This window comes from Streptomyces sp. R33, from assembly GCF_041200175.1.
Taxonomy (GTDB): domain Bacteria; phylum Actinomycetota; class Actinomycetes; order Streptomycetales; family Streptomycetaceae; genus Streptomyces; species Streptomyces katrae_B.
Window position 1 is genome coordinate 1753425 of record NZ_CP165727.1, and the last position, 23280, is coordinate 1776704.

Genomic DNA, 23280 nt, shown 5'->3' on the forward strand with positions numbered 1-23280 from the left:
TCGTGCCTCGCACTAGCCGGACAGGGCCTGCTGGTACGCCGCCGCCGGGACGGGCGCGTAGCCCGTGGGGCGGGTGGTGAACGTGCCCCGGCCCTGGCTGCGGCTGCGCAACCGGGACGCGTAGCCGAAGAGTTCGGCCAGCGGCACGGTGGCGGTGACCGCCGTGGTCCCCGTCCTCGCGGCCGAGCCCGAGACCCGTCCGCGCCGGGCGGCCAGATCGCCGAGCACTCCGCCGACGGCGTCGTCGGGCACGGTCACCACGACCTCGACCACCGGCTCCAGCAGCTCCATCTGGGCGGCGCGCAGGGCCTCGCGCAGCGCGAACCTGCCCGCCGCCCGGAACGCCATCTCCGAGGAGTCCTTGGGATGGGTGGCCCCGTCGGTCAGGGTGACCCGCAGCCCGGTCACCGGATGGCCGCCGAGGGGGCCCTCGGCGAGCGCGTCCCGGCAGCCCGACTCCACCGCGCGGACGTACTCCTGCGGTACCCGTCCGCCGACGACGGCCGACCGGAACTCGAACGCGCCGTCACCGCCGGCCTCGCCGCTGCCGGCGTCCCGCTCCTCCACGGGCTCGACGTCGAGGACCACATGGGCGAACTGACCGGCGCCGCCGTCCTGTTTGACGTGCCGGTACACCAGACCCGTCACGCCGCGCGCCACCGTCTCCCGGTACGCCACGCGCGGGCGGCCCACCGCGATGTGCAGCCCGTGGCTGCGGCGGATCTTCTCCACCGCCACCTCCAGGTGCAGCTCGCCCATCCCCGACAGGACCGTCTGGCCCGTCTCGGGATCCGTCCGGACCACGAGCGACGGGTCCTCCTCGACCAGCCCGGCCAGTGCCGAGGACAGACGCGCCGTCTCGGTGCTGTGGGCAGCCTCCACCGCCACGGACACCACCGGTGCGGCGGCCTTCGGCGGTTCCAGGACGAGCGGAGCGTCCGGTGCGCACAGCGTGGAGCCGGCGCGGGTGCCCTTGAGGCCGACCACGGCGACGATGTCTCCGGCCACGGCCCGGTCCGCCTCGGCGTGCCGGTCGGCCTGCACGTGCAGGATCCGTCCGATCCGCTCGGTCCGGCCGGTGCCCGCGTCGAGCACGGTGTCCCCCTTCCTCATCGTTCCCGAATAGACCCGCAGGCAGGTCAGCCGGCCGGTCGCCGTCGCGCTCACCTTGAAGGCCAGCGCGGCGAAGGGCGCCGAAGGGTCGGCGGCCCGTTCCTCCACCGCCGCGCCGCTGGTCCCCCGTACCGGAGGCATGTCGGCCGGCGAGGGGAGGTAGGACACGACGGCGTCGAGCAGCGGCTCGATCCCGCGGTTGCGGTACGCCGAGCCGCACAGCACGACGACGCCTTCACCGCTGCGGGTCAGGTCGCGCAGCGCGGCGGTCAGCGTGGAGGCGGAGAGCGCCGAGGTGGCGCAGTACTCCTCCAGGGCGGCCGGATGGAGCTCCGCCACCCGCTCCTCCAGCAGCCGTCGCCGGCGGCGTGCCTCGTCGCACAGGGCCTCGGGTACGGCGCCCGTCACGAACGGTTCGGGCCCCTCCCCCCAGACCAGCGCACGCATGTGGACGAGGTCCACCGCCCCGGTGAAGCCGTCCTCCTGCCCGATGGGCAGCTGGACGACCAGCGGGACCACGTGCAGCCGCTCCCGTACGGACGCGACCGCCTGGTCGAGATCGGCGCCGACACGGTCCATCTTGTTGACGAACACGAGGCGCGGCACGCCGTGCCGGTCGGCCTGTCGCCATACCGACTCGCTCTGCGGTTCGACGCCGGCGACGGCGTCGAACACCGCGACCGCCCCGTCCAGTACGCGCAGCGAGCGTTCCACTTCGTCGGAGAAGTCGACGTGTCCCGGTGTGTCGATCAGGTTGATGCGGTGGCCGTCCCACGTACAGCTGACGGCGGCGGCGAAGATGGTGATGCCACGGTCGCGCTCCTGGGGGTCGTAGTCGGTGACGGTCGTGCCCTTGTGGACCTCGCCGCGTTTGTGGGTGGCCCCGGTGGCGTAGAGGATCCGCTCGGTGACGGTGGTCTTCCCGGCGTCGACGTGCGCGAGGATGCCGAGGTTGCGGACGGTGGTCGAGGTGTTCTGGTCGGTGCGCATGGCCCGGGGTCTTTCTGCTGGGTCGAGAAGAGGGCAGCGCGATTTCCGGACGAAGGAAGTACGAGGACGTACGGACCGGGACAGGGCCTGACCACGGCCCGGGCAAGCCCGGGCACACGGGGCCGGCACGCCTGCCGGTCAAAAGGTCGTGTCATTCGTCGCGGACATCCGATGGCGGCCGCGCAGCCGTCATCGGGAAGGCGAAGACACCAGGATCACGTCGTACCGGGACCGGGGAACGAAGACGGCGATGCGGTGACACACGGCCCGGCTCCCCTCGATCGACGAATCGCACACCACGTCCCGTGGCGGCATGAGAGCGAGTGTAGGGACACGGCAGCGGCCCGGCACCGCAATTAACGGTGCCGGGCCGGACGCCCCCTCAGGAGGCGGCGGGACGCGGGGAGTCGTGCCCGCCGGTGTGGGAGGAGCCGTGGGGAGCGTCGTGCGGGGCATCGGGGGACGCGCCGGGACTGGCGCCGGGGCCGGCCTCGTGTGCGGCGCCGCCGTGGCCCGGAGCGGTCTCGATGGTTCCGCCGAGGCGGGTGCGGGCGGGGGCCAGGGCCTCGGCGGATGCCGCCGTGACGACCCAGGTGGGCCCGACGAGGTAGGTGCCGCCGTACATCTGCGCCTCCGTCAGCCAGGACTGCCGGCCCTGCTCGGTGGTGAAGGTGGCCATCCGGAAGCCTTCCTGGCCCGCCCCGCACGCCCCCTCCCGGAGTTCCTCCGCGTCGACCGTGATCTCGGGCGTGCAGCCGAGGGCGGCGGCGATCTCCTGGAGCGGGGCGGGGCGGGCGGACGAGGCCGGGGCGGACGAGCTCGCGGCGGGATCCTGCGGACCGGCGGCCACCCGGGCGGCGCAGCCGCCGCACAGCAGCGTCGCGAGCAGCGCGGCGGCAGCGGCGGTACGGGGTGAACGGGGCATGGCTGGCTGCCTCACAGGGGTCGGGGCGGGATCGGGGCCTGCGGCGCGGGACACGACGGCCCGGGGCTCGTCACGCCGTCGGGGGCACCTTCTTGCCCTCGGGGGTGACGGCGAACCAGAGCCCCTGCTTGTTGTGTCCGTTCGTCTGGCCGGGCTCGGTGTCGCCGGTGAACGTGTAGACCGGCCAGCAGTCGATCGTCAGCTGCTCGCTGCCGTCGGGCCGCTTCACCGATCCGACCAGTTTTCCGGCAATTCCCTCGGCCTTCGCCTTGTCCACGGCGGGGGCGGGCTTCCACGTGTCCAGGCAGGCGCCGAGGCAGCCGAACTTCATGGGCCACGCGCTGTCCTTGTCGAATCGGTAGAGCGTGCGCCATTTCCCGTCCACCAGGATCTTGCCGAGTTTCTCGTTGTCGGCCACGGAGAGTTCCGTGCCCGCCTTCATGTCCATCCCTCCCATTCCGCCGCCGCCGTCGGTCTTCTGTTTCTTGTCGATCGCCTTCTTGCCGTCCGGTGCCAGTGCGTGCCAGGTGCCGCCGACGCCCTCGCCCTTCGCCTCGCCCGCCTTGGTGTCCTTCGCGTAGCGGTACACGGGCCAGCCGGCGAGGGTCAGCTGCTTGCTGCCGTCGGCCCGGGCGACGGAGCCGAGGAGGGAGGCGTCTATCCCGGCGGCGGCCGACGCGTCGTCGGCCGGGACGGCGGGCCACGCGGTGGCGCAGTCCCCCTCGCAGTTGGACTTGGGGGGCTGGGGCGTGTCCTTGTCGAAGCGGTAGAGGGCCATTCCGGCGCTGTCGGTGACCACGCTGCCCACGCTCGCGATGTCGCGTACGGACAGCTGCCCTGCCGGCCCGGCCTTGGCGGAGCCGGAGCCTGAGCCGGCACCCGAGCCCGAGCCGACGTCCGAGCCCGACCCGGAGCCGGCGGCGGCGTCCGCCCCGTAGCCGCCCGCGCCGCCGTAGCCCGTGTCGTATGCGCCTCCGAGGGGCTTGCCGGCCCCGGCCGGCTGTACGGAGTTCGAGTTGCGCGCAGTATTGTCGCCGCTTCCGCAACCCGCCGCCAGCAACAGAACCGCGGCCACCGATCCGACAGTTGTCATACGACGCATCTTGTTCACGATCACTCCTTCGGGTTGAACCCGGGGGGTTCGTCTACTGCCTTATTCATAAGGCCTGAGATGGGCGCCGAATTCGAATGAACGGGAATTTGTCAGATGACGCTAACGCTTGAACTCCCGCCGCCGGCAGTCGTTTACCGCGGGCTCATTCCTGAATGCGCAGGGCGAGCGCGGGACAGCGCCGCACCGCGCGGAGGGCCTTCGGCCGCAGTCTTCCGGGGACCGTCATGACGGCCTCGGCCGGGTAGCCGTCCCGGTCGAGGCGCACCACGTCGGGCAGCACGTCCACGCAGAGCCCGTGGCCCTTGCACAGCGTCCAGTCCACGACGAGCCGTTCGGGGTTCTCGTCCTCGGGCAGGGGCAGTGCCCCGAGGACACGGCGCCCGCAGCCGCTGCCGAGGGCGTGGTCGCGCATCTCGTCGGGGAAGACCGCGAGCGCGGAGGCCATGAAGGCCGAGGTGCCGTCGGGATGGCTGCACGCACCGCGGCGCAACACCCCCCGCATCCGCACCTCGACCGCCTCCAGGGCGGACCGGCCTCCCCCGGCCACCAGCGCCTCCACGGCGTCGGCGAGCGAGGGCAGCCCTCTGACGCACGGACCGCACTGCCCGGCGGTCTCGTCCGCCATCCAGCGCATCACGCGGGCCACTTCGCCGGCCGGGCAGGTGTCCTCGGGCAGCGGCAGGACCGCGCCCGCCCCCAGCGTGGCCTTGTACGAGGTCAGGGACTCCCGGGAGAGCAGTGCCGTCCGCGCCGCCGCCGCCGTCAGCCATTTGCCGTGGTACCCGCCGACCAGGACTCCCTGGCCGGGGGACGAGCCGCACAGGTCCAGGACGTACGCCAGGGACGTCCCGAGCGGCGCCTCGACGACCGTCGAACCGCTGATCGTCAACATGACGGTACCCGGCTCGGTCGGCAGGCCGACCGAGCGGAATCCCGCCACCCCGAGCCGGGCCGCGACGGCGAGTTGGGCGTACGTCTCGGTGTTGGAGAGCAGGGTCGGCAGACCGCTCAGGCCCCGCTCGCTGGTCCGGACCTTCTGACCGTTCGGGACGGCGGCCCCCCCGTTGAGGCCGTTCACGAGGGAGGTTCCCTCTCCGGTGACGAAGCGCTCGGGGAGCCTGCCGACGCGGACGCGGCTGCCGGCCAGGCCGCGCTCGGCGACGGCGGCCCGCAGTGACCGCTCCACGTCGTCCCTGGTCACTCCGATGGCCACTTCCTCGGCCCCGATCGCGTCGGCCGCCAGCAGCGCGCCGTCGAGCACGAGGTGCGGGGAGTGCAGCAGCATGGCGGCGTCCTTGAGGCAACTCGGCTCGCCCTCCGTGCCGTTCACGACGACGGCGGTCCGCCCCTCCTTCGTCCGGGCGGACCGGATGACGGCTTTGAGCTTGCGGGCGAACGGAAACCCCGCTCCCCCGCGGCCCCGCAGGTCTATGCCCTCGGCGAGCTCCACGAGATCGTCCGAGTTGTACTGCGGCACCGGGCCGTGCACCACCAGGTGGTTGGCGCGATCGAGCCGCGGCAGCGCGTCGAGTCCTGCCAGCAGCCTGGGCTGGCCGACGCACCCGAGGGCGGGATCGACGATCGAGGTCACTGCCGGCCCCGCATCCCGTCGAGCGGCTCACCGAACCGGTCCGTGGCCGGCCCGGCCCCGATGACGCTGGGGATGAACACCGTGTCGTACGGATCGGCGCCGTACGGCGCGGCGTACGGCGCCGATCCGTACGGCGGCAGGATCTCGGTCGTGGCCTCCAGGGACTGCCGGGGCGAGGGCACGGGGCCCAGGCCCGCCGGGGCGCGGACCGGGTCCGGCTCCTGCCCGGCGGCCCGACGGCCCGACTGCCGGGCGAGGCGCGCCGTCAGCCGTTCGGCGGCCCATTCGGCGGGCTGCCGGACGAACCGCTGAGGTGCCGTCCTGGGCCGGGGCGGCGCCGTCTGGGGGGCGGACGCCGCTGCGGCGACCGGGCGCGGCGGCGTCGCGCGCAGCCTGGCCCGGAGCCGGACGGCGAGCACGCCGGCGACCCCGATCAGGCAGAGGGCGTACGCCACGGTCACCCATCCGCTGGCGGCGCGGCCGGACTTCAGCCCGTGCACCAGGGACGCGCCCCACGCCGGGTACGCGCCCACGTGCAGGGCGCGCCACCACACGGAGCGGCCCTTGGTGGCGAAGGCGCTGCGGACCGCGCCGGAGACCGCCGTGGAGACGAAGACGTATCCGGCCAGGGTGCCGAGGCCGATGAGGACCGGCCGGTCGTCATCGGTGAACGGTATGAAGGCGGAGGCGACCCCCGTCTGCGACTCGGCGACCTTGACCCATATGTGCAGGAGGAGGAAGCCCAGCCCCGCGACGGCGAGGCCGCGGTGGGCCCCCTGGGCGACGAGCCGGTGCCCGGAGGTGAGCACCGTACGGTCCGTGGCCGCGAGCCCCCACAGGACGGCGGAGGTGAGCGAGACGAGCGAGAGGACGCCCGCGCCGAAGTCCAGGAAGTCCCAGAGGTTGGTCAGGGTGACGCCGGCCCGGGCCGCCACGGCCAGGGCGAGCAGGCCCGCGAGGGCGGCGGTGACGAGGGTGGCGGGGCGCACGCCTCCGGCCGGGGACAGCAGGGGCGGCCTCCGGACGGCCCGCCGGCCGGCGGCCGCGGCAGCGGCCACGCCGGCATGGCGTCTGGTGCGGCTGGCCCGGTGTGAGCGGGGCGTACGGGCTGGGGACAGGGGCATCTAGTTCTCCCATACGCCCAGGCCCGAGGCACTCCACCGCGCACTCGGCGCCCGGGGTAGTCGACGGAACTGCTCCGCGGTGGGCGGGAGATGAGGTCTCAGGTCTCACCGACCGGGAGCGGGGGCCGGAGTGCAGAAGCATCGTGGAGCTTCGCAACGCCTCCACAGTATTTATCTAATCGTGACAAGTTCTTGCGCGCGTGGCATCGTCACACCGAACGTCCGCGGAAGATTCCCTTCCAACCGGTGCGGTGGCACCCCCTAGACGTTTCGTCCGCCACCACACCTCCCCGACGGCAAAATGAAAGCAAAGCCGCGGGACTGCAAGTGGATGGCACTCTCCTGGAGGGTGTACGAGGCGCTCAACTCACCCGTCCGCACTGGCGCCGACGGGGAGGGAGGCGGCTCGGCAGGCTTGTCACCCTCCCACGGGGCAGGCCGTACCCCGGCATGAACGAGGTAACAATGTGCGAACTTCTGAACCGCATCTGGGCCCGTCCCCGAGGCGAATGGACCCGGGTCGTGCGCAGGGAACTCCCCGCGCTGGCCGCAGGGATGGTGGAGGAGCTGAGGGAGGAGCTCCCCGGGTTCTCCGCCTTGGTCGACGACCTCGACGAGGAGGTGGTCAGACAACGGCTCGAAGTGGCCCTGCTCACCGCCCTCGGGTACCGCGAGCCCGCGCCGCATAAACAGGCGCGGCCGGCGGCCCCGCATCCCGGCCCCAATCCTGACTGCGACCTGGACTCCGGTCCGGATCCCGACCTCGACTCCGACTCGGACCCGGTCCGGGACGAGGAGGAGGACGAGCACGACTACGCAGCCGAGCTCGACCGCCCCGACGATGAGGTGGAAGAGGAGGAAGAGGAGCACCGCGGCCCGCCCCGGCTCCGCGACCCCGGCCGCCGAAGGCAGTTGGCGCCCCTGAAGGTCGTCCCTCCCGAAGGGTTCGCAACCCCCTCCGAACGCGCTCGGCGTGAGCTGTTCTCCGCTCTTACGAGTGACATGCCCATGGCTGAAATAGCCCTCTCCGAGCTGGCCGCCGCGGCCGACTGGCCCCTCCCGGCCGAGATACGCGCCATCGCCCTGGCCACACCGGGCGAGACCCAGCAACTCGCGGCCGTCCTGGACGACGGACTCGCCGGCATGGTCGGCGGCCAGCCGTGCCTGCTGGTCCCGAGTCCCGACCCGGAGACCCGCGCCGCCCTGGAGGCCCTGCTCCGCGGCCGGTTCGCCGCCGTGGGCCACCCCGTCGCCCCCCGCGACACCGCCTCCTCCCTGCGGTGGGCCCTGCGGCTGCTGTCCCTGACCCCGAACCGCCCCGGCCTGGAGGCGCGGGCCCTGTTCGTCGACGACCACCTCTCGACCCTCCTGCTGCTCCAGGACGAGCCCCTGGCGCACGCACTGGCCGCACGCTGGCTGCGGCCGCTGGCCAACCTGACCCCCCGCCAGAGCGAACGGCTCGAAGTGACCCTGCTGGCCTGGCTGGAGGGCGGCGGCGCCCCCGAGGCCGCGAAGGCGCTGAGCGTGCACCCCCAGACCGTGCGCTACCGCATGCGGCAGCTCGAGAAGCTCTTCGGTCCCGGACTGCGGGACCCGCGTACGCGCTTCGAGCTCGAGATGGCCCTGCGCAGCCGGCGCCTCATGGCCCAGGTACGCCGCCAGAACTCCCGGGTGAGCCGCAAGGTACGGGTCGCCACGACGGACTTCCGGCCGCTGGGCGTGGGCCGCATGGCCCGCGTCAACGGCCTGTAACACCCCGGCCTCCCCACCCTCGAACCCCCGAACCCTCAAACCCCCGAACCCTCAAACCCCCTCAACCCTCGACTCCCCGGAATCCCCGGAACCCCCGGAACCCCCGCAGCAAGCATTCGGCCCCGGTCCCCTCCCCGCCCACGCGGAGCAGGAGGACCGGGGCCACCGCGTGTCACGGGCCGACGAGCACCCCCGACGCCCCCGCCCGCAGCGCGGCATTGAGGTCGAGGAGTTCGGCGTACGCGCGGGAACAGGACCGGCAGCCCGCCAGATGACGGGCGAGGCCGCGGCCCCGAGGCGCTCCGCGACGCCTGATCACCGCCCCGAGCACCCGGCCGTAGTGGCGGCACCGCTCGTCGGCAGCCGTGTCCAGATGCGCGCGCAGGTACGCCTCGCGCAGTCCTTCGCGGGCCCGGAAGGCCAGCGAGGTCACGGCGCTGGGGGTGATGCCGAGCAGCAGGGGGACGTGGTGCGGGCAGTCGTCCTCGACGAGGGTGTGCCAGAGGACGGCCTTCCAGCGTTCGGGCAGGGCCTGGAAGGAGCGGGCGACGAGCCGGCGGTCCTCGCTGTCCAGGAGCCGGCGCTGCGGGTCGTCCCCGTCGGGTCCGGGGCTGCACCAGGCCTCGACGTCGGGCGTCAGGAGGGTCCGGCCGGCGCCGTCCCGCCACTCGAGGGCCGTGTGGCGGACCACCGACAGGAGGTACGGGCGCCAGTGGTCGCGGGGCCCGGCGCCGGAGCGGACGGCTTGCAGGGTGCGGATGAACGCCTCAGAGACGAGGTCCTCGGCGTCCTGCGGAGTGCGGCAGCAGCGGCGCGCACATGCAAAAGCGGCGGCACTGTGCCGCCGGTACAGGAGCTCGCAGACGGCTGGATCCCCGTCGCCTGCCGCGTATGCCGTTCTGAGCTGCTGTATGAGGTCGTGGTCGGAGGGCTCTGGCTCGGGCCCGGACTCGCGTTGCGGACCGGGCGTGGTGTGACGAGAGCCGGACATGGCACTCCTCGTGTGGGTCTCAGGGACCGCGGGCCCCTTCGGGCAGTGGCACGAGCGCGAACGCGGTGCCGGCCCGAAGTCGGCTTCGGTCCGGCACCGCTCTCGGGGCGACGCTGGGGAGGTGGGAGGGGGAGCATCGCCCCGAGGGACTCAGCGGCAGGCGCGCCCGTCGTTGATGCAGCGCACTGCACCGGCCATCAGGCCGTTCGACATGACGTTGATGAAGTCTCCGTGGTCGGTCACCGGCTTGTGGATCTGTTCGGGGAAGCTGTCCACGGCGAACCGGGAGCCGGGCGGAACGCTGTAGACGATCCGCTGCACCAGCTGCGGGATGGCCTTGAAGCCCTTCTTGCAGTTGCCGTTGGCGTCGGCGAAGGCCACGTGGGTGCGGTGGTTGGCGCTGTCGATGTTCTTGCCGTCCCAGCAGCTCTGGAAGTTGAACGTCCGTACGACGTCACTGCCCTTGGGGCACACCGGGTACTTGTCCTTCAGCTGGCGGTTCTCGAAGCCGGTGCAGCTCCACGACGCGTTCGCGTTGGCGTTGCCGTTGGTGAGGGCCTTGGCGTCGCCGGTGATGATCCGCAGGAAGCGGGGCATCGCCGCGACCTTGCTCACGGGGCTGCCCTTGAACTCGATGGTCACCTGCTTCGGCTTCAGGATCGTGCCGACGTTCGCGTCCTGGCCGCCGCCGGGCGCCTTGGCGTCCTTCTCCGCCTTGCCGTCGCGCAGGCGCAGCACGGGCCAGTAGTACGTCGACTGGTCGCCGTTGGTGCAGGTGGTCCCGGACTGGGCGAGGCTGTTGTTGGTGGAGAAGGCGTCGGTGGTCTTGTTGCCCACGTAGTCGTGCATGTGGTGGGCGCCGTTGCTCACACCCGGCGCGACGATGACGTTGTCCGGGTTGAAGTGGCCGTTCTCGTTGCGCCCGCACTGCACGGCGAAGGATCCGGTGGAGGCGCCCCCGCGGGCGGCGGGCTTGCGCACGTTGGGCTTCACGTTGCCGATGGCGACGAAGTCGCTGCGGGCAGGTCCGCCCTTGGCCTGCTGCTGCTGTTGCTGTTGCTGTTGTTGCTGTTGCGGTGCGCTCTGCTTCGCGGCGTCCTGGGCGCCGTCGGCGGCGGCCGGCTCGTCCGCCGGGTCGGCGGCCGCAGCCTCCTTCATCACGCACCCGCTGAGCCCTTGCAGTCCGGCGGGCTTCTGGCCCGCCTTCCCGAGCGTGTCGGACAGGTTGGTGATGGTCTTGTCGCGCTGCTGCTTCAGTCCGCCGAGCAGCGCCTTGCGATTGGCCTGGCCGGAGGAGAGCTGCTTGTAGGCGTCGGCGACCTGGGTGTCGAGCTGCGCGAGGTTCGCGTCCACCTCGTTGCGGGCCTGGTCGGGGACGCTCTCGAGCTTGTCGCCCACGTCCGGGCAGTCGATGGTGGCCGTCACGGGCGCGTTTCGGGAATCCTGCCCTGCGAAGGCGCCCTGCGAGACGAACACGACCCCACCGCCGCCCAGGACCAGGGCGGACATCGCGGCGAGGATCTTGTGCTTCGGCCGCAGACGGCGTTTGTGGCCCTTTTGACTCATGCGATCACTTCACTTCGTCGGTCGGGAATTGGGGGAGAAGGCGGGGGGCGGCGCGGAGGGGGTGCCCGGCGGGGCGTCCGCGAGGCCGTCGAAGTCGACCAGCCCACTGGCCTCGAGGACCGAGATGTGGTCCAGGACGGTGTTGTTGGCGTCCGTGGCCAGGGCCCGGACCATGGAATTGCGGGTTTGTGCCCGGATCTGGGCCACGAGGGTGAACACCTTGCCGTGGGCCCTGCGCAGCAGCTGGACGAACAGCTGTTCGTACTGGGGTCCTTGGGCCTGGTCCATCTGGTCGAGCCAGCCCTGCTGCTGTGCGCTGGGTCTGCTGGGGAGTTCCATGCCGAGTGCCTGCCCCACCTCCAGGACCCTGCGGTCCAGTTCGGTGTGGCCGTCGATGAGGTGCTCCCCGGCGGTGCGGATCGCGGGCCGTGTGCCGCGCTGCAGGGCTTGGCGCCCTGCGGGCAGCTCCCACAGGCCGGCGAGCCGCACCTTGCGGACGAAGTCCCGGTCCTGGGGGGTGAGCGGCCCGAAGGCCGTGCTCTGGATACCGGCGCCGTCGTCCTCGGCCGCCGGCGCCGTGGCGGCCGCGGCGTTCCTCCCGCCGAACTTCTGCACGGGGATCAGCAACGCGATCAGGGTGAAGGCGAGGGCGCCGATGACGACGCCCGTAGCCATCACGTGTCTCGAAGCTACCGACATGCTGCCGACGGCCGACCGACGGAAAGACAGCACTGTGCCTCCTTGCTGCGTGGACCGGGAGGGGCTGCGGCCGCTCGGGCTACGGCAGTTGACCGTGCCGTGGCACCCGCGCTCCCCGGGTGCCACGGGACGCTAGTGCCAGTTGTGGTGCCTGTTTGGAAGGACCATCACGAATGGACAAACATCCGGGCAACGCCTCGAAAGGCTGGTACCGTGCGGGCGCTACTGCCCCGGTGCCTCGGACAGCGGGCGGGTCCGGGCGATGAGCAGGGCCACGTCGTCGCGCTCGTCCGGCTGCCGCAGTTCACGCAGCAGCAGGTCACAGGTCTCCTCGAGGGGACGGCCCGGGTCGCCGAGCAGCGAAGTGAGCGCCTGCAGGCGAGTGTCGATGTCCTGGTCGCGGGTCTCGACGAGCCCGTCGGTGTACAGGACGAGCTCGTCGCCGACGCCCAGGTCGAGGGCAGTGGCTTCGAAGGGTACGCCGCCGACCCCCAGGGGCGCCCCGGTCGGCAGGTCGAGGAGCTCGGGCGGGCGCCCGGGGCTCGTCCGTACGGGCGGCAGGTGGCCGGCGGTCGCGATGCGGCACCGGTTGCGGTGGGGGTCGTAGACGACGATCACGCAGGTGGCCATGGTGTGCCCGAGCCCGGTGGTGGTGTGGTCGAGCCGGGCCAGGACGGTGGCCGGGTCGAGGTCGAGCTCGGCCAGTGTGCGGGCGGCCGTGCGCAGTTGGCCCATGGTGGCGGCGGCGTTGATGCCGCTCCCCATGACGTCCCCGACCACGAGGGCGGTCTTGTCGTCGGGCAGCGGGATGACGTCGAACCAGTCTCCGCCGACTTCGCCGGCGGCCCCGGCGGGCTGGTAGCGGTAGGCGATCTCCAGGCCCGGGGTGGGAGTGGGTTGGTGCGGCAGCAGATGACGCTGGAGGGTAAGGGCGGTCCGGCGCTGCTTCTGGTACCAGCGGGCGTTGTCGATGCAGACGGCGGCGCGGGCCGCCAGTTCACTGGCGAGCAGGACGTCGTCCTGGTCGAACGGCAGTGGGTTGTCGGTGCGTTGGAGGCCGAGGGCCCCGATGACCTCGCCGCGGGCGATCAGCGGCACCGCGAGGTACGAGTGGAGGCCGGCCTCGGCGAGCAGGGTGGCGGCCGCGGCGTCCCGGGCGACGCTGGGGAGGTCGCCCTTCGTCAGGTCCGCCAGGAGCACGGGGCGGGCGGACTGTACGCACCGGGTGACCACCCGGGTGGCGTCGTAGCGGGCGATCGAGCCGACCGGGTCGGCCGCGAGGGTGGCGGGGGTGGGGCGCGCGGCCTTGACGGCGAGGGCACGGAAGCGCACGGTCTCGTCCGTCGGGTCCCCGGGCGGGTGGTCGCCCGTCAGCACGGCGTCGACGACGTCGACCGTCGCCACGTCGGCCAGGTGCGGCACGGCGATGTCGCCGAGCTCGCGCGCCGTGACCCACAGGTCGAGGGTGGTGCCGATGCGTACGGAGGCGTCGGCGATCAGGGCGAGCCGCTGGCGGGCCAGGGCGACGGCCACCGAGGTCTTGTGCTGCTCGGTGACGTCGACGACGGACGCGGCGACCCCGATCGGCCGCCCGGCCGGGTCGTCGAGCCGGTAGAGGGAGACGGACCAGGTGTGGTCCTGGTCGGGATCCGCGGGCGTACGGCCGACGGTGAACCGGTCCAGCTGGGGCCTGCCCGTGGACAGGACCGCCCGCATCGATTCCTCGATGGACGCTGCGTCCAAACGGGGCAGCACCTCATGGACCTGGCGGCCGATGTGCTCGGCGGCGGGCAGGCCGTTGATGCTCTCCAGGGCCGGATTGACCAGGACGTAGCGCAGCTCGGAGTCCAGGACGGCCAGGCCGATCGGGGACTGGGCGACCAGCCGCATCGACAGGGCCAGGTCGCGCTCCACACGCCGCAGGGTGGCCTGGTCGGAGGCGATGCCGAGGGCGTAGAGCCGGCCCTGGCTGTCCTCGAGCCGCATGTTGCGGAATTCCGCCACCCGGCTGCTGCCGTCCTTGTGCACGACGGGGAACGCCCCGGCCCAGGGCTCTCCGCCGGCCATCACCTTCTCGAAGAGGGAGAGGACCAGCCCCAGGTGCTCGTCGTCGACGAGCAGCTGCGCCGCGAACCGGCCGAGCGCCTCGTCGGCGGTGTAGCCGAACAGCTCCTCGGCCTGCGGGCTCCAGAGCGTGATCCGCCCCTCCGCGTCGAGGACCACCGCCGCGACTCCGAGCACGTCGAGCAGGCCCGGCCCGGTGGAGGGGCCGATGTGCGCCGGTTCCGCACCGGCCGGGAAGGCGTCCGTCGTATTCATGCCGGCCGCTCCTTCCCGTCCGCTGCCCAGGGGCGGTACATCGGCCCGTTCGTTCTCCGCGCCCCGGGTCCGCGCCGCGGGGTGTTTCCCATCCTCTCTCCACTCCCCCGCACCGGCAGCGCAGCCGCATCCCGATGGGGCCGTACGACGGAGCGCGCGGCCGGACGACGGAGCGCGCGAAGAGGGGGCGCGGTGTATTCAGGAGTCATGGACCACCGGCCGCCGCATCCGAGCCACCGCCAGGTCGGCGAACCGCGCCTGCCCCTGCTGGCGGTTCCGTTCGCGCTGATCGCGGTCGTCACGGTGGTCGACGTCCTCGCGCCGCCCGATGTCCACCTGGGTCCCTTCCTGGTCGCGGCCCCGGCCCTCACCGCCTCCTTCGCCGGGCCGCGGATGACGGGATTCGTCGGCGCGGTGGCCGTCCTGGCCCAGGTGTCGGTCGCCGTGACGCGGACCACCGTCACCGATCTGAACCACACCTTCCAGATCATTGCCCTGGTCCTGATCTCGGTCTTCGTGACCCTCTTCGCACATCTGCGCGAGGTCCACGAGAAACAGCTGATCCAGTTGCGCTCGGTCGCCGAGGCCGCCCAGGAGGTGGTCCTGCGGCCGCTCCGCGACCGGATGGGTCCGCTGCGGCTGGCCTCCGTCTACCTGGCCGCGGAGGCCGAGGCCCAGATCGGCGGGGACCTGTACGCCGCCACCCGCACCCCGCACGGCACCCGGCTGATCATCGGCGACGTCCGCGGCAAGGGCCTGGAGGCGGTCGGGGACGCCGCGCTGGTCCTCGGCGCGTTCCGGGCCGCCGCCCACCAGGAGGCGGACCTGCCCACCCTCGTCGCCTACCTGGAGGCCGCCGTGGCGGCGGACCCGGACGGCACGGGCGAGCCGGCCGGCGACCCCGGCGAGGCGTTCACCACGGCGGCGGTACTGGACATCCCCGATCAGGAGATGACCGTACGGCTCATCAGCTGCGGGCACCCGCCGCCGCTGCTGCTGCGCGGTGGCCGGGTCGTTCCCCTCGAGGTGGACCACCCGGCGCCGCCACTGGGCCTGACGCAGTACGTGGACACCGGCTTCGCCGCACAGTCCTTCTCCTTCGAGCCGGGCGACGTCATCCTCCTGTACACGGACGGCGTCATCGAGGCCCGCGACGCCGCCGGCGAGTTCTACCCCCTGACGGAGCGCGTCGCGGACTGGCCGGGCGACGGCCCGGACGCCCTGCTGGGCCACCTGTGCGCGGACCTGCTGGCCCACTCCCCGGGCGGCAGCCTGGGCGACGACGCGGCGATGGTCGCCATCGAACGCGTCACCGGCCGCTCCTCCTGACCCGGCAGCCCTCCCCCGCCCGGTTCTGCTCCCGCCGCTCCGCTGCTCCGCCGCTCCCGCCCGCCGCGCGCTGCCCGCGGACGGGCCCGTCGGCATCTACTCCTTCCGCGTGTCGGCCAGTTGTCCGGATTTGAGCTCGTTCGTGAGGAGCATACGGACCGGCCCTTCGGGATGATTCGCCCGGAGCCCGCGTGCAACAAGGTGATGAGGCCATCGAATTCACGGAAGGAAACGGCTCTTCGTGAACATGAAACGCCTCGCACCGATGCTCGCCGCAGCCGGTCTGGTCGCGACCACGATCCCCCTGCTCTCCGCGACCGGGGCGGTCGCCGCCACGACCGCCGAGTACACCCCGCAGAAGCCCGCGTGGCAGCGCTGCAGCACCGACCAGCCGGCCTCGTACGAGTGCGCGACCCTCAAGGTCCCGCTCGACTACCGGCGCCCCCAGGGCGCCACGATCGACCTCGCGATATCGCGGATGAAGAGCGAGAACCCGGCCAAGCGGCACGGTGCCATGCTGCTCAACCCGGGCGGGCCGGGCGGTTCAGGGCTCGATCTGCCGCTGATGATGAACGAGGTGATGCCCAAGGACGTACGCGACCAGTACGACCTGATCGGCTTCGACCCGCGCGGCGTCGGCGCCTCCAGCCCGATCACCTGCGGGCTGACCGACGCCGAGCAGAACATCGACCGGCCGTACAAGGAGGAGACGTTCCAGGCGGACGTGACCTGGGCGCGTACGGTCGCCGAGAAGTGCCGCGAGAAGGCGGGCTCGGTGCTGCCGTTCATCACCACCCGCAACACCGCGCGCGACATGGACGCGATCCGCTCCGCGCTGGGCGAGAAGAAGATCTCGTACGTCGGATACTCGTACGGCACGTACCTGGGCGCCGTGTACACGCAGATGTTCCCGAACCGCAGCGACCGCTTCGTGCTCGACAGCGGCGTGGACCCGCAGCGCGCGTGGCGCGGCATGATCCAGGTGTGGGCGACCGAGGCGGAGCCGGCGTTCGTGCGGTGGACGCAGTGGACGGCCGAGCGGGCGGCGGAGTTCCAGCTCGGCGACACCCCGGACGCGGTCTCCAGGACCTTCTGGGACCTGGTGGCCCGGGCGGACAAGCAGCCGATCGAGTTCGACGGCATCAAGCTCACGGGCGACGACATCCGCACCGCGCGCGGAGTGTTCTTCTACCCCTCGCAGGCGGCGCCGCTCGTCAGGGCGCTCAAGGACGCTGCGGACGGAAAGCCCGTCAAGCCGGCGGCGCCCCAGCTGAAGTGGCTGAAGCCCTCCGCGGCGCCGGCGTCGGACAACGGCACGGCCGTGTTCCTTGCCGTGGTGTGCGGGGACACGGAATGGCCCCGCTACCCGGAGCAGTACGCACGGGAGGCCGCCAAGGACAAGGCCAAGTACCCGCTGTACGGGGACTTCGCCTCCAACATCAAGCCCTGCTCCGACTGGCGGCGGCCGATCGAGCCCGCGACGCCGATGAAGACGAAGACCGACGTGCTGACGGTGCAGAACGAGTGGGACTCCCAGACCCCGCTGGTCAGCGGCCAGGGCCTGCACAAGGCGCTCAAGGGGTCGCGGATGGTGCTCGCGATGGGCGGTGAGGGCCACGGCGTGTACCTCGTGGACCCGAACTCCTGCGCCAACGCGACGGTCAACTCCTACCTGACGACGGGCAAGCTGCCCGCCCAGGACGTGACCTGCCGGACGACCCCGGGCTCGGCGGAGCGCCGCTCGGAGATCGCCCCGCAGTCGCCGCAGCGCTTCCCGGTCCTCTCCGACCGGAGGTTCTGACCCCGCAGGGGTTTTGACCCCGCAGGCTTCGGCCGCCGCTCAGGACGCCTCCACGGCGGCCTTGATCCGGCGGCCGAAGTCGGGGGCGTCCTTGCGTGCCGCGCCCACCGCGAGGCCCACCAGCAGCTTCCCGAGTCCGTGCCCCTCGAGGGTGTTGAAGATGCGGACCCGGGTGCGGTCGCCGGGCAGGGCCTCGAAGTCGTACCCGCCCTCGGCCGTGACCAGGTTCTTGCTCTGCTCCGTCCAGCGGATCCGCCGCGGCGGATCGAAGCCGGTGATGCGGAACTCCCGGGCGGTCTTCATCCCGGCGTCCTTCACCGTGCTGCGGAAGACCGTGCCCACACCGGTCGCGCCGTCCGGCGTCCGGGTGATCTCCTGGACCCGCGGGCTGAATTGCGGGTCGTTGCGGCCGTCGGCCAGGTAGGCGAAGACCTCCCCGACGGGCCGGTCGATCTCGACGGTCGCCTCGAACTGTCCGGACATCGCTGCTCCTCCGTGCGATTCCCCCGATCCACGATCGCAGACCCGCGCCCTACGCGCGCGCCGCTCGGGCCAGCAGTACCTCCAGCGTCTCGCGCAGCGTGGTGGTGAAATCCAGGCGCAGCGCGGCCGGCGACGGATCCTGCTCGTAGGCGGCGAGCATCGCGGCGGACGGGTGGGCGTGCGCCCAGACGGCGCCGGTGACCATGATCGTGCCCGCGATGAAGCGGAAGGCACCCTCCGCCCCCAGTTCCGGCAGGTGCGCGGCGACACGGCCCGCCAGGGCCTGCGCGTTGGCGATGGCGGCCCGCTTGTACTGCACGGCGACCTGGGGCGAGACGTTCCGTTCCAGGACGGCGTCCTGTGCGCTGATCAGGTCGCACAGGACGGGGCGCTCGGCCAGGGCCCGGGCGAGGCAGCCCGCGAGCCGGTCCGCCCGCTCGGCCACCCCGGATACACCAGTACCAACCTCCAGACCGCCGGAGCGAGCCTCGTGACCGGCCGGCCCTCGCGGACGCACCGGCTCATGAGCGCCCTCGACTTCCTGCCCAAGCAGGAGGTCGGGCAGGGCACCGAACCGCTGTTGTACGCCGCCACCAGCCCGGATGCGGCCGCGGGCGGCTACTACGGCCCTGGCGGCCGCTTCGGCCTGGTCGGACCGACCGCCGAGGCACGCATCACCCGTCGGGCCCTGGACCGCACGGCCAACGCCCGGCTGTGGGACGTGGCGCAACGGCTCACCGGCGTCACGGCCGCCGCGACCGCCGCGGGCCGCTGACCGGCCGTGCGGCGGATCCGGCGACGGCATCCCCGGCGGGGACGCCCCCGACCCGGCTCCCCCGTAGCGGTGTCAGCAGCCCCGTCCCGACGATGAGCAGGCAGAACACGCCGGCGCCCACACTGACCGCCGGCACCCCGTGCCGGGCGGCCAGCACCGTGAGGACGGCCGCGCCCACCGGACCCGAGGCGCCGTGCACGGTCCAGAACGCGGACGTGACCCGCCCCAGCAAGGCGTCGGGGGTCACCTCCTGGCGCAGGGTCAGGGAGCAGACCGCGCCGAGGGTGAGCCCGAACATGAACACCGCGGCCGCCACGGTGATCACCGGCAGGCTCCGGCTCACGCCGGTGACCACCACCGCCCCGCCGACCAGGGCGGTCGAGCCCAGCCAGCAGGCTCCGAAGCCGAGGGCCCGGCGCAGCGGCGCGGCGGCGAGGGCCGCGCCGACGACGCCCAGCCCGCTCAGCGCGATGACGAAGCCGACGGTGGCCTTGCTCTGGCCGAGCTCCTCCTGGACCCGGAAGATCAGCAGGTCGGTGGCGCCCACGGTGACGAAGGTCAGCAGCGTGAGCAGCACGGTCAGCGCCCGCAGCACGGGGTGGGCCCACAGGAAGCGGAACCCTTCGGCGAACATCTCGCGCAGCTTCCCGGCCGCCGGCCCGGAGGCCCGCGACGGGCCGGCCCCGTCCCGGCCGAGGGCCACCCACCGCAGGCTCACGGCCGAGACCAGGAAGGTCAGCCCGTCCACGCCGAGCGCCCAGTCCGGGCCCACCGCGGCGGCGATGAACCCCGCCGCCGCCGGCCCGCACAGGGTCCCGAAGGCGAAGGCCGCCGTCAGCCGCCCGTTGGCGGCGGTCAGGTGCTCGGCGGGCACCAGGTTCGGCACCGCCGTCACGTACGCCACGTCGAACAGCGTCTTCAGGACGGTGACCAGCGCCGTCAGTACGTACAGCACCCAGATCCGCGGCCCGGCCAGCCAGATCAGCGGGACCGCGCCCAGCAGCAGCGCCCGTACGAGATCGCAGGCGATCATCAGGCGGCGCCGGTCCGTCCGGTCCACGACGTACCCGGCGAACAGGCCGGTCGCGATGGAGCCGACCCCCGAGATGACCGTGATCAGGCCCATCTGGACCACGGATCCGGTGGCTTCGAGGACCAGCAGGGGCAGCGCGAGCAACGAGATCGATCCGCCGAGGACGGACAGCGCCTGACCGAGCCAGAAGATGTTGAAATCGCGGTTGCGCCAGAGCGAGGGGTGGTGGACCGGGGCCGGCACCCCGGCTCAGCCCAGCAGGGCGTAGACCGTGGAAGCCGTGGCGGCCGGCTCGGGCGCGCCCTCGGGCGTCATGGTGATGTCGGCGAACGCCATCCGCTTGCCGAGCTTGGTCACCCGTACCTCGATCAGCACGTCCGTACCGAGGACCGGCCGCTGGAAGCTGGTCGACTGCTGGACGGTGGTCATCGGCCCGTACGCCCCGCGCGCGGCGGAGATCGCGATGACGGTGGCGGTGTCGGCGGCAGCCATCAGGGCCTGCCCGGACAGGCCGCCGCCGTCCCGGGCCAGCGCCTCGGACCAGGGCAGCCGCAGTACGGCGTGCCGCTCGCCGGTCTCATGGACGGTCAGTCCGAGGGCGAGCACCCAGGGCGCGAAGTTGTCGGAAAGGATCTTGTCTGCGTCTGCGGGTGAGATCGTCACCGGGCGATTGTGGCGGTCCGGCCGGACCGCCACAATCCCTTTTGGTCAGAGACCGGCGGCCAGTTCGGTGCCCTGGCGGATCGCCCGCTTGGCGTCCAGCTCGGCGGCCACGTCGGCGCCGCCGATCAGGTGCGGCCTGCCGCCGGCCGCGAGCAGCGCCTCGTACAGGTCGCGGCGCGGCTCCTGGCCGGTGCAGAGCACCACCGTGTCGGCGGGGACGAGCCGCTGCTCCTCGCCGACGGTGATGTGCAGCCCCTCGTCGTCGATCCGGTCGTACGTGGCGCCCGCGACCGAGACGACACCGCGGTGCTTGAGCTCCGCGCGGTGGATCCAGCCGGTGGTGGTGCCGAGACCGGCGCCGACCTTGGTGGTCTTGCGCTGGAGGAGGTGGACCTGGCGCGGGGGCGCCGGCCGCTCGGGGGCGGTGAGGCCGCCCGGGCCGGTGTACGAGGTGTCGACGCCCCAGTGGCGGAAGTACGTCTCGGGGTCCTGGGAGGCGCCCTCGCCGCTGTCGGTGAGGAACTCGGCGACGTCGAAGCCGATGCCGCCGGCGCCGACGACGGCGACGCGCTCGCCGACGGGGGCGCCGTCGCGCAGCACGTCGAGGTAGCTGACGACGTTGGGGTGGTCGACGCCCTCGATGTCGGGGGTGCGCGGGGTGACGCCGGTGGCGATGACGACCTCGTCGTAGCCCTGGAGGGTTTCGACGTCGGCGCGGGTGTTCAGCCGGACGTCGACGGCGCGTGCGGCGAGCTGGGTGCCGAAGTAGCGGATGGTCTCCTCGAACTCCTCCTTGCCGGGGATGCGGCGGGCGATGTCGAGCTGTCCGCCGATGTGGCCGGAGGCCTCGAACAGGGTGACGGCGTGGCCGCGTTCGGCGGCGGAGACCGCGCAGGCGAGTCCGGCCGGGCCGGCGCCGACGACGGCGACGCGCTTCTTCAGCTGCGTGGGCGAGAGCACGAGCTCGGTCTCGTGGCAGGCGCGCGGGTTGACGAGGCAGCTGGTGATCTTGCCGCTGAAGGTGTGGTCGAGGCAGGCCTGGTTGCAGCCGATGCAGGTGTTGATGGTCTCGGAGCGGCCGGCGGCGGCCTTGGCGACGAAGTCGGCGTCGGCGAGGAAGGGGCGGGCCAGCGAGACCAGGTCGGCGCGGCCGTCGGCGAGCAGCTCCTCGGCGATCTCCGGGGTGTTGATGCGGTTGCTGGTGACGAGCGGGATGCTCACCGCGCCCATCAGCCGCTTGGTGACCCAGGTGTAGGCGCCGCGCGGGACGGAGGTCGCGATGGTGGGGATGCGGGCCTCGTGCCAGCCGATGCCGGTGTTGATGATGGTGGCGCCGGCCGCCTCGATCTCCTTGGCGAGGCGGACGACCTCGTCGAGGGTGGAGCCGCCGGGGATCAGGTCGAGCATGGAGAGGCGGTAGATGAGGATGAAGTCCTCGCCCACGGCCGCGCGGGTACGGCGGACGATCTCCAGCGGGAAGCGCACGCGGTTCTCGTACGCGCCGCCCCAGCGGTCGGTGCGCTTGTTGGTGGCGGCGGCGATGAACTCGTTGATGAGGTAGCCCTCGGAGCCCATGATCTCGACGCCGTCGTAACCGGCGAGCTTCGCGAGGCGGGCGGCGCGGACGAAGTCCTCGACGGTGCGCTCGACCTGGACGTCGCTCAGCTCGTTCGGGACGAAGGGGCTGATGGGGGCCTGGAGGGCGCTGGGGGCGACCAGGTCCTTGTGGTAGGCGTAGCGGCCGAAGTGGAGGATCTGCATGGCGATCTTCCCGCCCTCGGCGTGCACGGCCTCGGTGATCACCCGGTGCTCGGCGGCCTCCTCCTCGGTGGTGAGGCGCGATCCCCCCTCGAAGGGGCGGCCGGCGTCGTTCGGGGCGATGCCGCCGGTGACGATCAGACCGGCGCCGCCGCGGGCGCGCTCGGCGTAGAAGGCGGCGAGGCGCTCGAAGCCGCCCTCGTGCTCCTCGAGGCCGGTGTGCATCGAGCCCATGATCACGCGGTTCGGCAGGGTGGTGAAGCCGAGGTCCAGGGGGCTCAGCAGGTGCGGGTACCGGCTCTGGGAACTCTGCGGACTCATCGGGGTGTGCCTCCTCGCGCGGGGGTGATGAACCTGTTCTAGCGAGGAGGCCAGGGTTTTGCAACTAGGTGCATAACCGGGTGGGGGCCTGCGGTGCGCCTGCCGGGCCGGAATTTCCCGGGGTCGGGGGCCCGGCACGGCGAGGGCTGTGGCGCAGTTCACGCCCGCGACCGCAGCGCCGAGGGCCTCCGTGGGAAGGCGACCCCGTCCACGCCGCTGCGCGCGGTCGCCCGTACCCTCGGCCGGATGGCAGAACACCTCACCGTGACGGTGAACGGAGTCCGGCTGGCCTACGAGGCGGCGGGGGCGGGGGCCGCCCCGCCCGTGGTCCTGCTGCACGCGCTCGGCGAGCGCGCCGCGGACTGGGCGCGCGTACGGGACGCACTCGCGCAGGACCGGCCTGTGTACGCGCTCGACCTGCGCGGGCACGGCCTGAGCGACCGGCCGGCGCAGTACTCGCCGGAGCTGATGCGGGACGACGTCCTGGGCTTCCTGGACGCCCTGGGGCTGGACCGGGTGGACCTGGTCGGGCATTCGCTGGGCGGCGTCGTCGCGTACCTGGTGGCCGCGGAGCAGCCGCACCGGGTCGGCCGGCTCGTACTGGAGGACGCCCCCGCGCCGCTCCCCCGCGAGTCCGCCGCCCCCGTACGGCCCGAAGGGGAGCTGGACTTCGACTGGGCGATGGTGCTCGCCGTCAGAGCGGAGCTGGACCGGCCCGATCCGGCGTGGCTGGCCGGCCTGGAGCGGATCACCGCCTCCACGCTCGTCATCTACGGCGGCCCCACGAGCCACCTCGCGGCCGCCTCTTTCGACGAGATCACCGCCCGCATCCCCGACGCCCGCCTGATCACCCTCCCGTACGGCCACCTCATCCACGCGGCGGCGCCCGAGGAGTTCACCTCGACCGTCGCCGCCTTCCTCACCGCATGAGGC

Annotated in this window: 19 protein-coding genes; 5 read left to right on the forward strand and 14 right to left on the reverse strand. The window is 72.6% G+C overall.

Annotated elements, in window-relative coordinates:
* Window positions 1-12: 12 nt before the first annotated feature.
* The 5 genes from fusA to AB5J51_RS08505 all read right to left on the reverse strand — a co-directional run bounded on the left by fusA (window position 13) and on the right by AB5J51_RS08505 (window position 6791).
* Window positions 13-2103 (reverse strand): elongation factor G, encoded by a 2091-nt coding sequence (fusA, locus tag AB5J51_RS08485; RefSeq protein WP_369777340.1) that lies wholly within the window; start codon window positions 2101-2103, stop codon window positions 13-15.
* A gap of 382 nt (window positions 2104-2485) precedes the next feature.
* On the reverse strand, window positions 2486-3028 hold the full coding sequence (locus tag AB5J51_RS08490) for a hypothetical protein (protein ID WP_133896286.1): 543 nt from the start codon (window positions 3026-3028) through the stop codon (window positions 2486-2488).
* Window positions 3029-3098: 70 nt separating this feature from the next.
* Entirely contained in the window at window positions 3099-4121 is a 1023-nt protein-coding gene (locus tag AB5J51_RS08495) for an SCO0930 family lipoprotein (protein ID WP_369777341.1), read from the reverse strand.
* A gap of 163 nt (window positions 4122-4284) precedes the next feature.
* Window positions 4285-5733 (reverse strand): NADH-quinone oxidoreductase subunit NuoF family protein, encoded by a 1449-nt coding sequence (locus AB5J51_RS08500; RefSeq protein ID WP_136225140.1) that lies wholly within the window; start codon window positions 5731-5733, stop codon window positions 4285-4287.
* Complete coding sequence (locus tag AB5J51_RS08505; RefSeq protein WP_369777342.1) at window positions 5730-6791, reverse strand: hypothetical protein; 1062 nt, start codon at window positions 6789-6791, stop codon at window positions 5730-5732. The genes AB5J51_RS08500 and AB5J51_RS08505 overlap by 4 nt, the downstream gene beginning before the upstream one ends.
* A 588-nt stretch (window positions 6792-7379) precedes the next feature.
* On the opposite strand from AB5J51_RS08505, the gene AB5J51_RS08510 reads away from it, so the two are divergent.
* A complete protein-coding gene (locus AB5J51_RS08510; RefSeq protein WP_369777343.1) occupies window positions 7380-8609 on the forward strand; it encodes a PucR family transcriptional regulator in 1230 nt (409 codons plus the stop codon).
* A gap of 172 nt (window positions 8610-8781) precedes the next feature.
* Here the strand turns inward: AB5J51_RS08510 and AB5J51_RS08515 are convergent, their stop codons facing one another.
* The 4 genes from AB5J51_RS08515 to AB5J51_RS08530 form a co-directional block, all read right to left on the reverse strand.
* Window positions 8782-9600 (reverse strand): RNA polymerase sigma factor, encoded by an 819-nt coding sequence (locus AB5J51_RS08515; RefSeq protein WP_053788737.1) that lies wholly within the window; start codon window positions 9598-9600, stop codon window positions 8782-8784.
* 150 nt (window positions 9601-9750) lie between these two features.
* Window positions 9751-11166, reverse strand: coding sequence for a DUF1996 domain-containing protein (locus AB5J51_RS08520; protein WP_369777344.1), 1416 nt, complete (start codon window positions 11164-11166; stop codon window positions 9751-9753).
* Between the two features lie 9 nt (window positions 11167-11175).
* Window positions 11176-11841, reverse strand: a complete 666-nt coding sequence (locus AB5J51_RS08525; protein ID WP_234382518.1) for a DUF4142 domain-containing protein — start codon at window positions 11839-11841, stop codon at window positions 11176-11178.
* A 246-nt stretch (window positions 11842-12087) separates the two neighbouring features.
* Window positions 12088-14184: a SpoIIE family protein phosphatase gene (locus tag AB5J51_RS08530; RefSeq protein ID WP_053788735.1), complete on the reverse strand. Its 2097-nt coding sequence runs from the start codon at window positions 14182-14184 to the stop codon at window positions 12088-12090.
* 207 nt (window positions 14185-14391) lie between these two features.
* On the opposite strand from AB5J51_RS08530, the gene AB5J51_RS08535 reads away from it, so the two are divergent.
* Window positions 14392-15513 (forward strand): PP2C family protein-serine/threonine phosphatase, encoded by a 1122-nt coding sequence (locus AB5J51_RS08535; RefSeq protein WP_369777345.1) that lies wholly within the window; start codon window positions 14392-14394, stop codon window positions 15511-15513.
* A gap of 247 nt (window positions 15514-15760) precedes the next feature.
* Entirely contained in the window at window positions 15761-17314 is a 1554-nt protein-coding gene (locus AB5J51_RS08540; protein ID WP_369780233.1) for an alpha/beta hydrolase, read from the forward strand.
* Between the two features lie 39 nt (window positions 17315-17353).
* On the opposite strand, the gene AB5J51_RS08545 is transcribed toward AB5J51_RS08540, so the two are convergent.
* On the reverse strand, window positions 17354-17797 hold the full coding sequence (locus AB5J51_RS08545; RefSeq protein ID WP_136225145.1) for an SRPBCC family protein: 444 nt from the start codon (window positions 17795-17797) through the stop codon (window positions 17354-17356).
* A gap of 49 nt (window positions 17798-17846) precedes the next feature.
* Window positions 17847-18242, reverse strand: coding sequence for a hypothetical protein (locus AB5J51_RS08550; protein ID WP_369777346.1), 396 nt, complete (start codon window positions 18240-18242; stop codon window positions 17847-17849).
* Between the two features lie 78 nt (window positions 18243-18320).
* Here AB5J51_RS08550 and AB5J51_RS08555 point away from each other — a divergent pair, with 78 nt between their 5' ends.
* Window positions 18321-18572 (forward strand): hypothetical protein, encoded by a 252-nt coding sequence (locus tag AB5J51_RS08555; protein WP_369777347.1) that lies wholly within the window; start codon window positions 18321-18323, stop codon window positions 18570-18572.
* On the opposite strand, the gene AB5J51_RS08560 is transcribed toward AB5J51_RS08555, so the two are convergent.
* From AB5J51_RS08560 to AB5J51_RS08570, 3 genes are read right to left on the reverse strand one after another with little or no spacing between them, the layout of a single operon-like run.
* Window positions 18541-19848: an MFS transporter gene (locus tag AB5J51_RS08560; RefSeq protein WP_369777348.1), complete on the reverse strand. Its 1308-nt coding sequence runs from the start codon at window positions 19846-19848 to the stop codon at window positions 18541-18543. The genes AB5J51_RS08555 and AB5J51_RS08560 overlap by 32 nt on opposite strands.
* Before the next feature lie 6 nt (window positions 19849-19854).
* On the reverse strand, window positions 19855-20268 hold the full coding sequence (locus tag AB5J51_RS08565; protein ID WP_053788791.1) for a PaaI family thioesterase: 414 nt from the start codon (window positions 20266-20268) through the stop codon (window positions 19855-19857).
* A 45-nt stretch (window positions 20269-20313) separates the two neighbouring features.
* Window positions 20314-22347, reverse strand: coding sequence for an FAD-dependent oxidoreductase (locus AB5J51_RS08570; protein WP_369777349.1), 2034 nt, complete (start codon window positions 22345-22347; stop codon window positions 20314-20316).
* Between the two features lie 246 nt (window positions 22348-22593).
* Between AB5J51_RS08570 and AB5J51_RS08575 the strand changes: the two genes are divergently transcribed.
* Window positions 22594-23277 carry an alpha/beta fold hydrolase gene (locus AB5J51_RS08575; RefSeq protein WP_369777350.1) on the forward strand — a complete coding sequence of 228 codons (684 nt, stop codon included), beginning with the start codon at window positions 22594-22596 and terminating at the stop codon, window positions 23275-23277.
* Window positions 23278-23280: the final 3 nt, after the last annotated feature.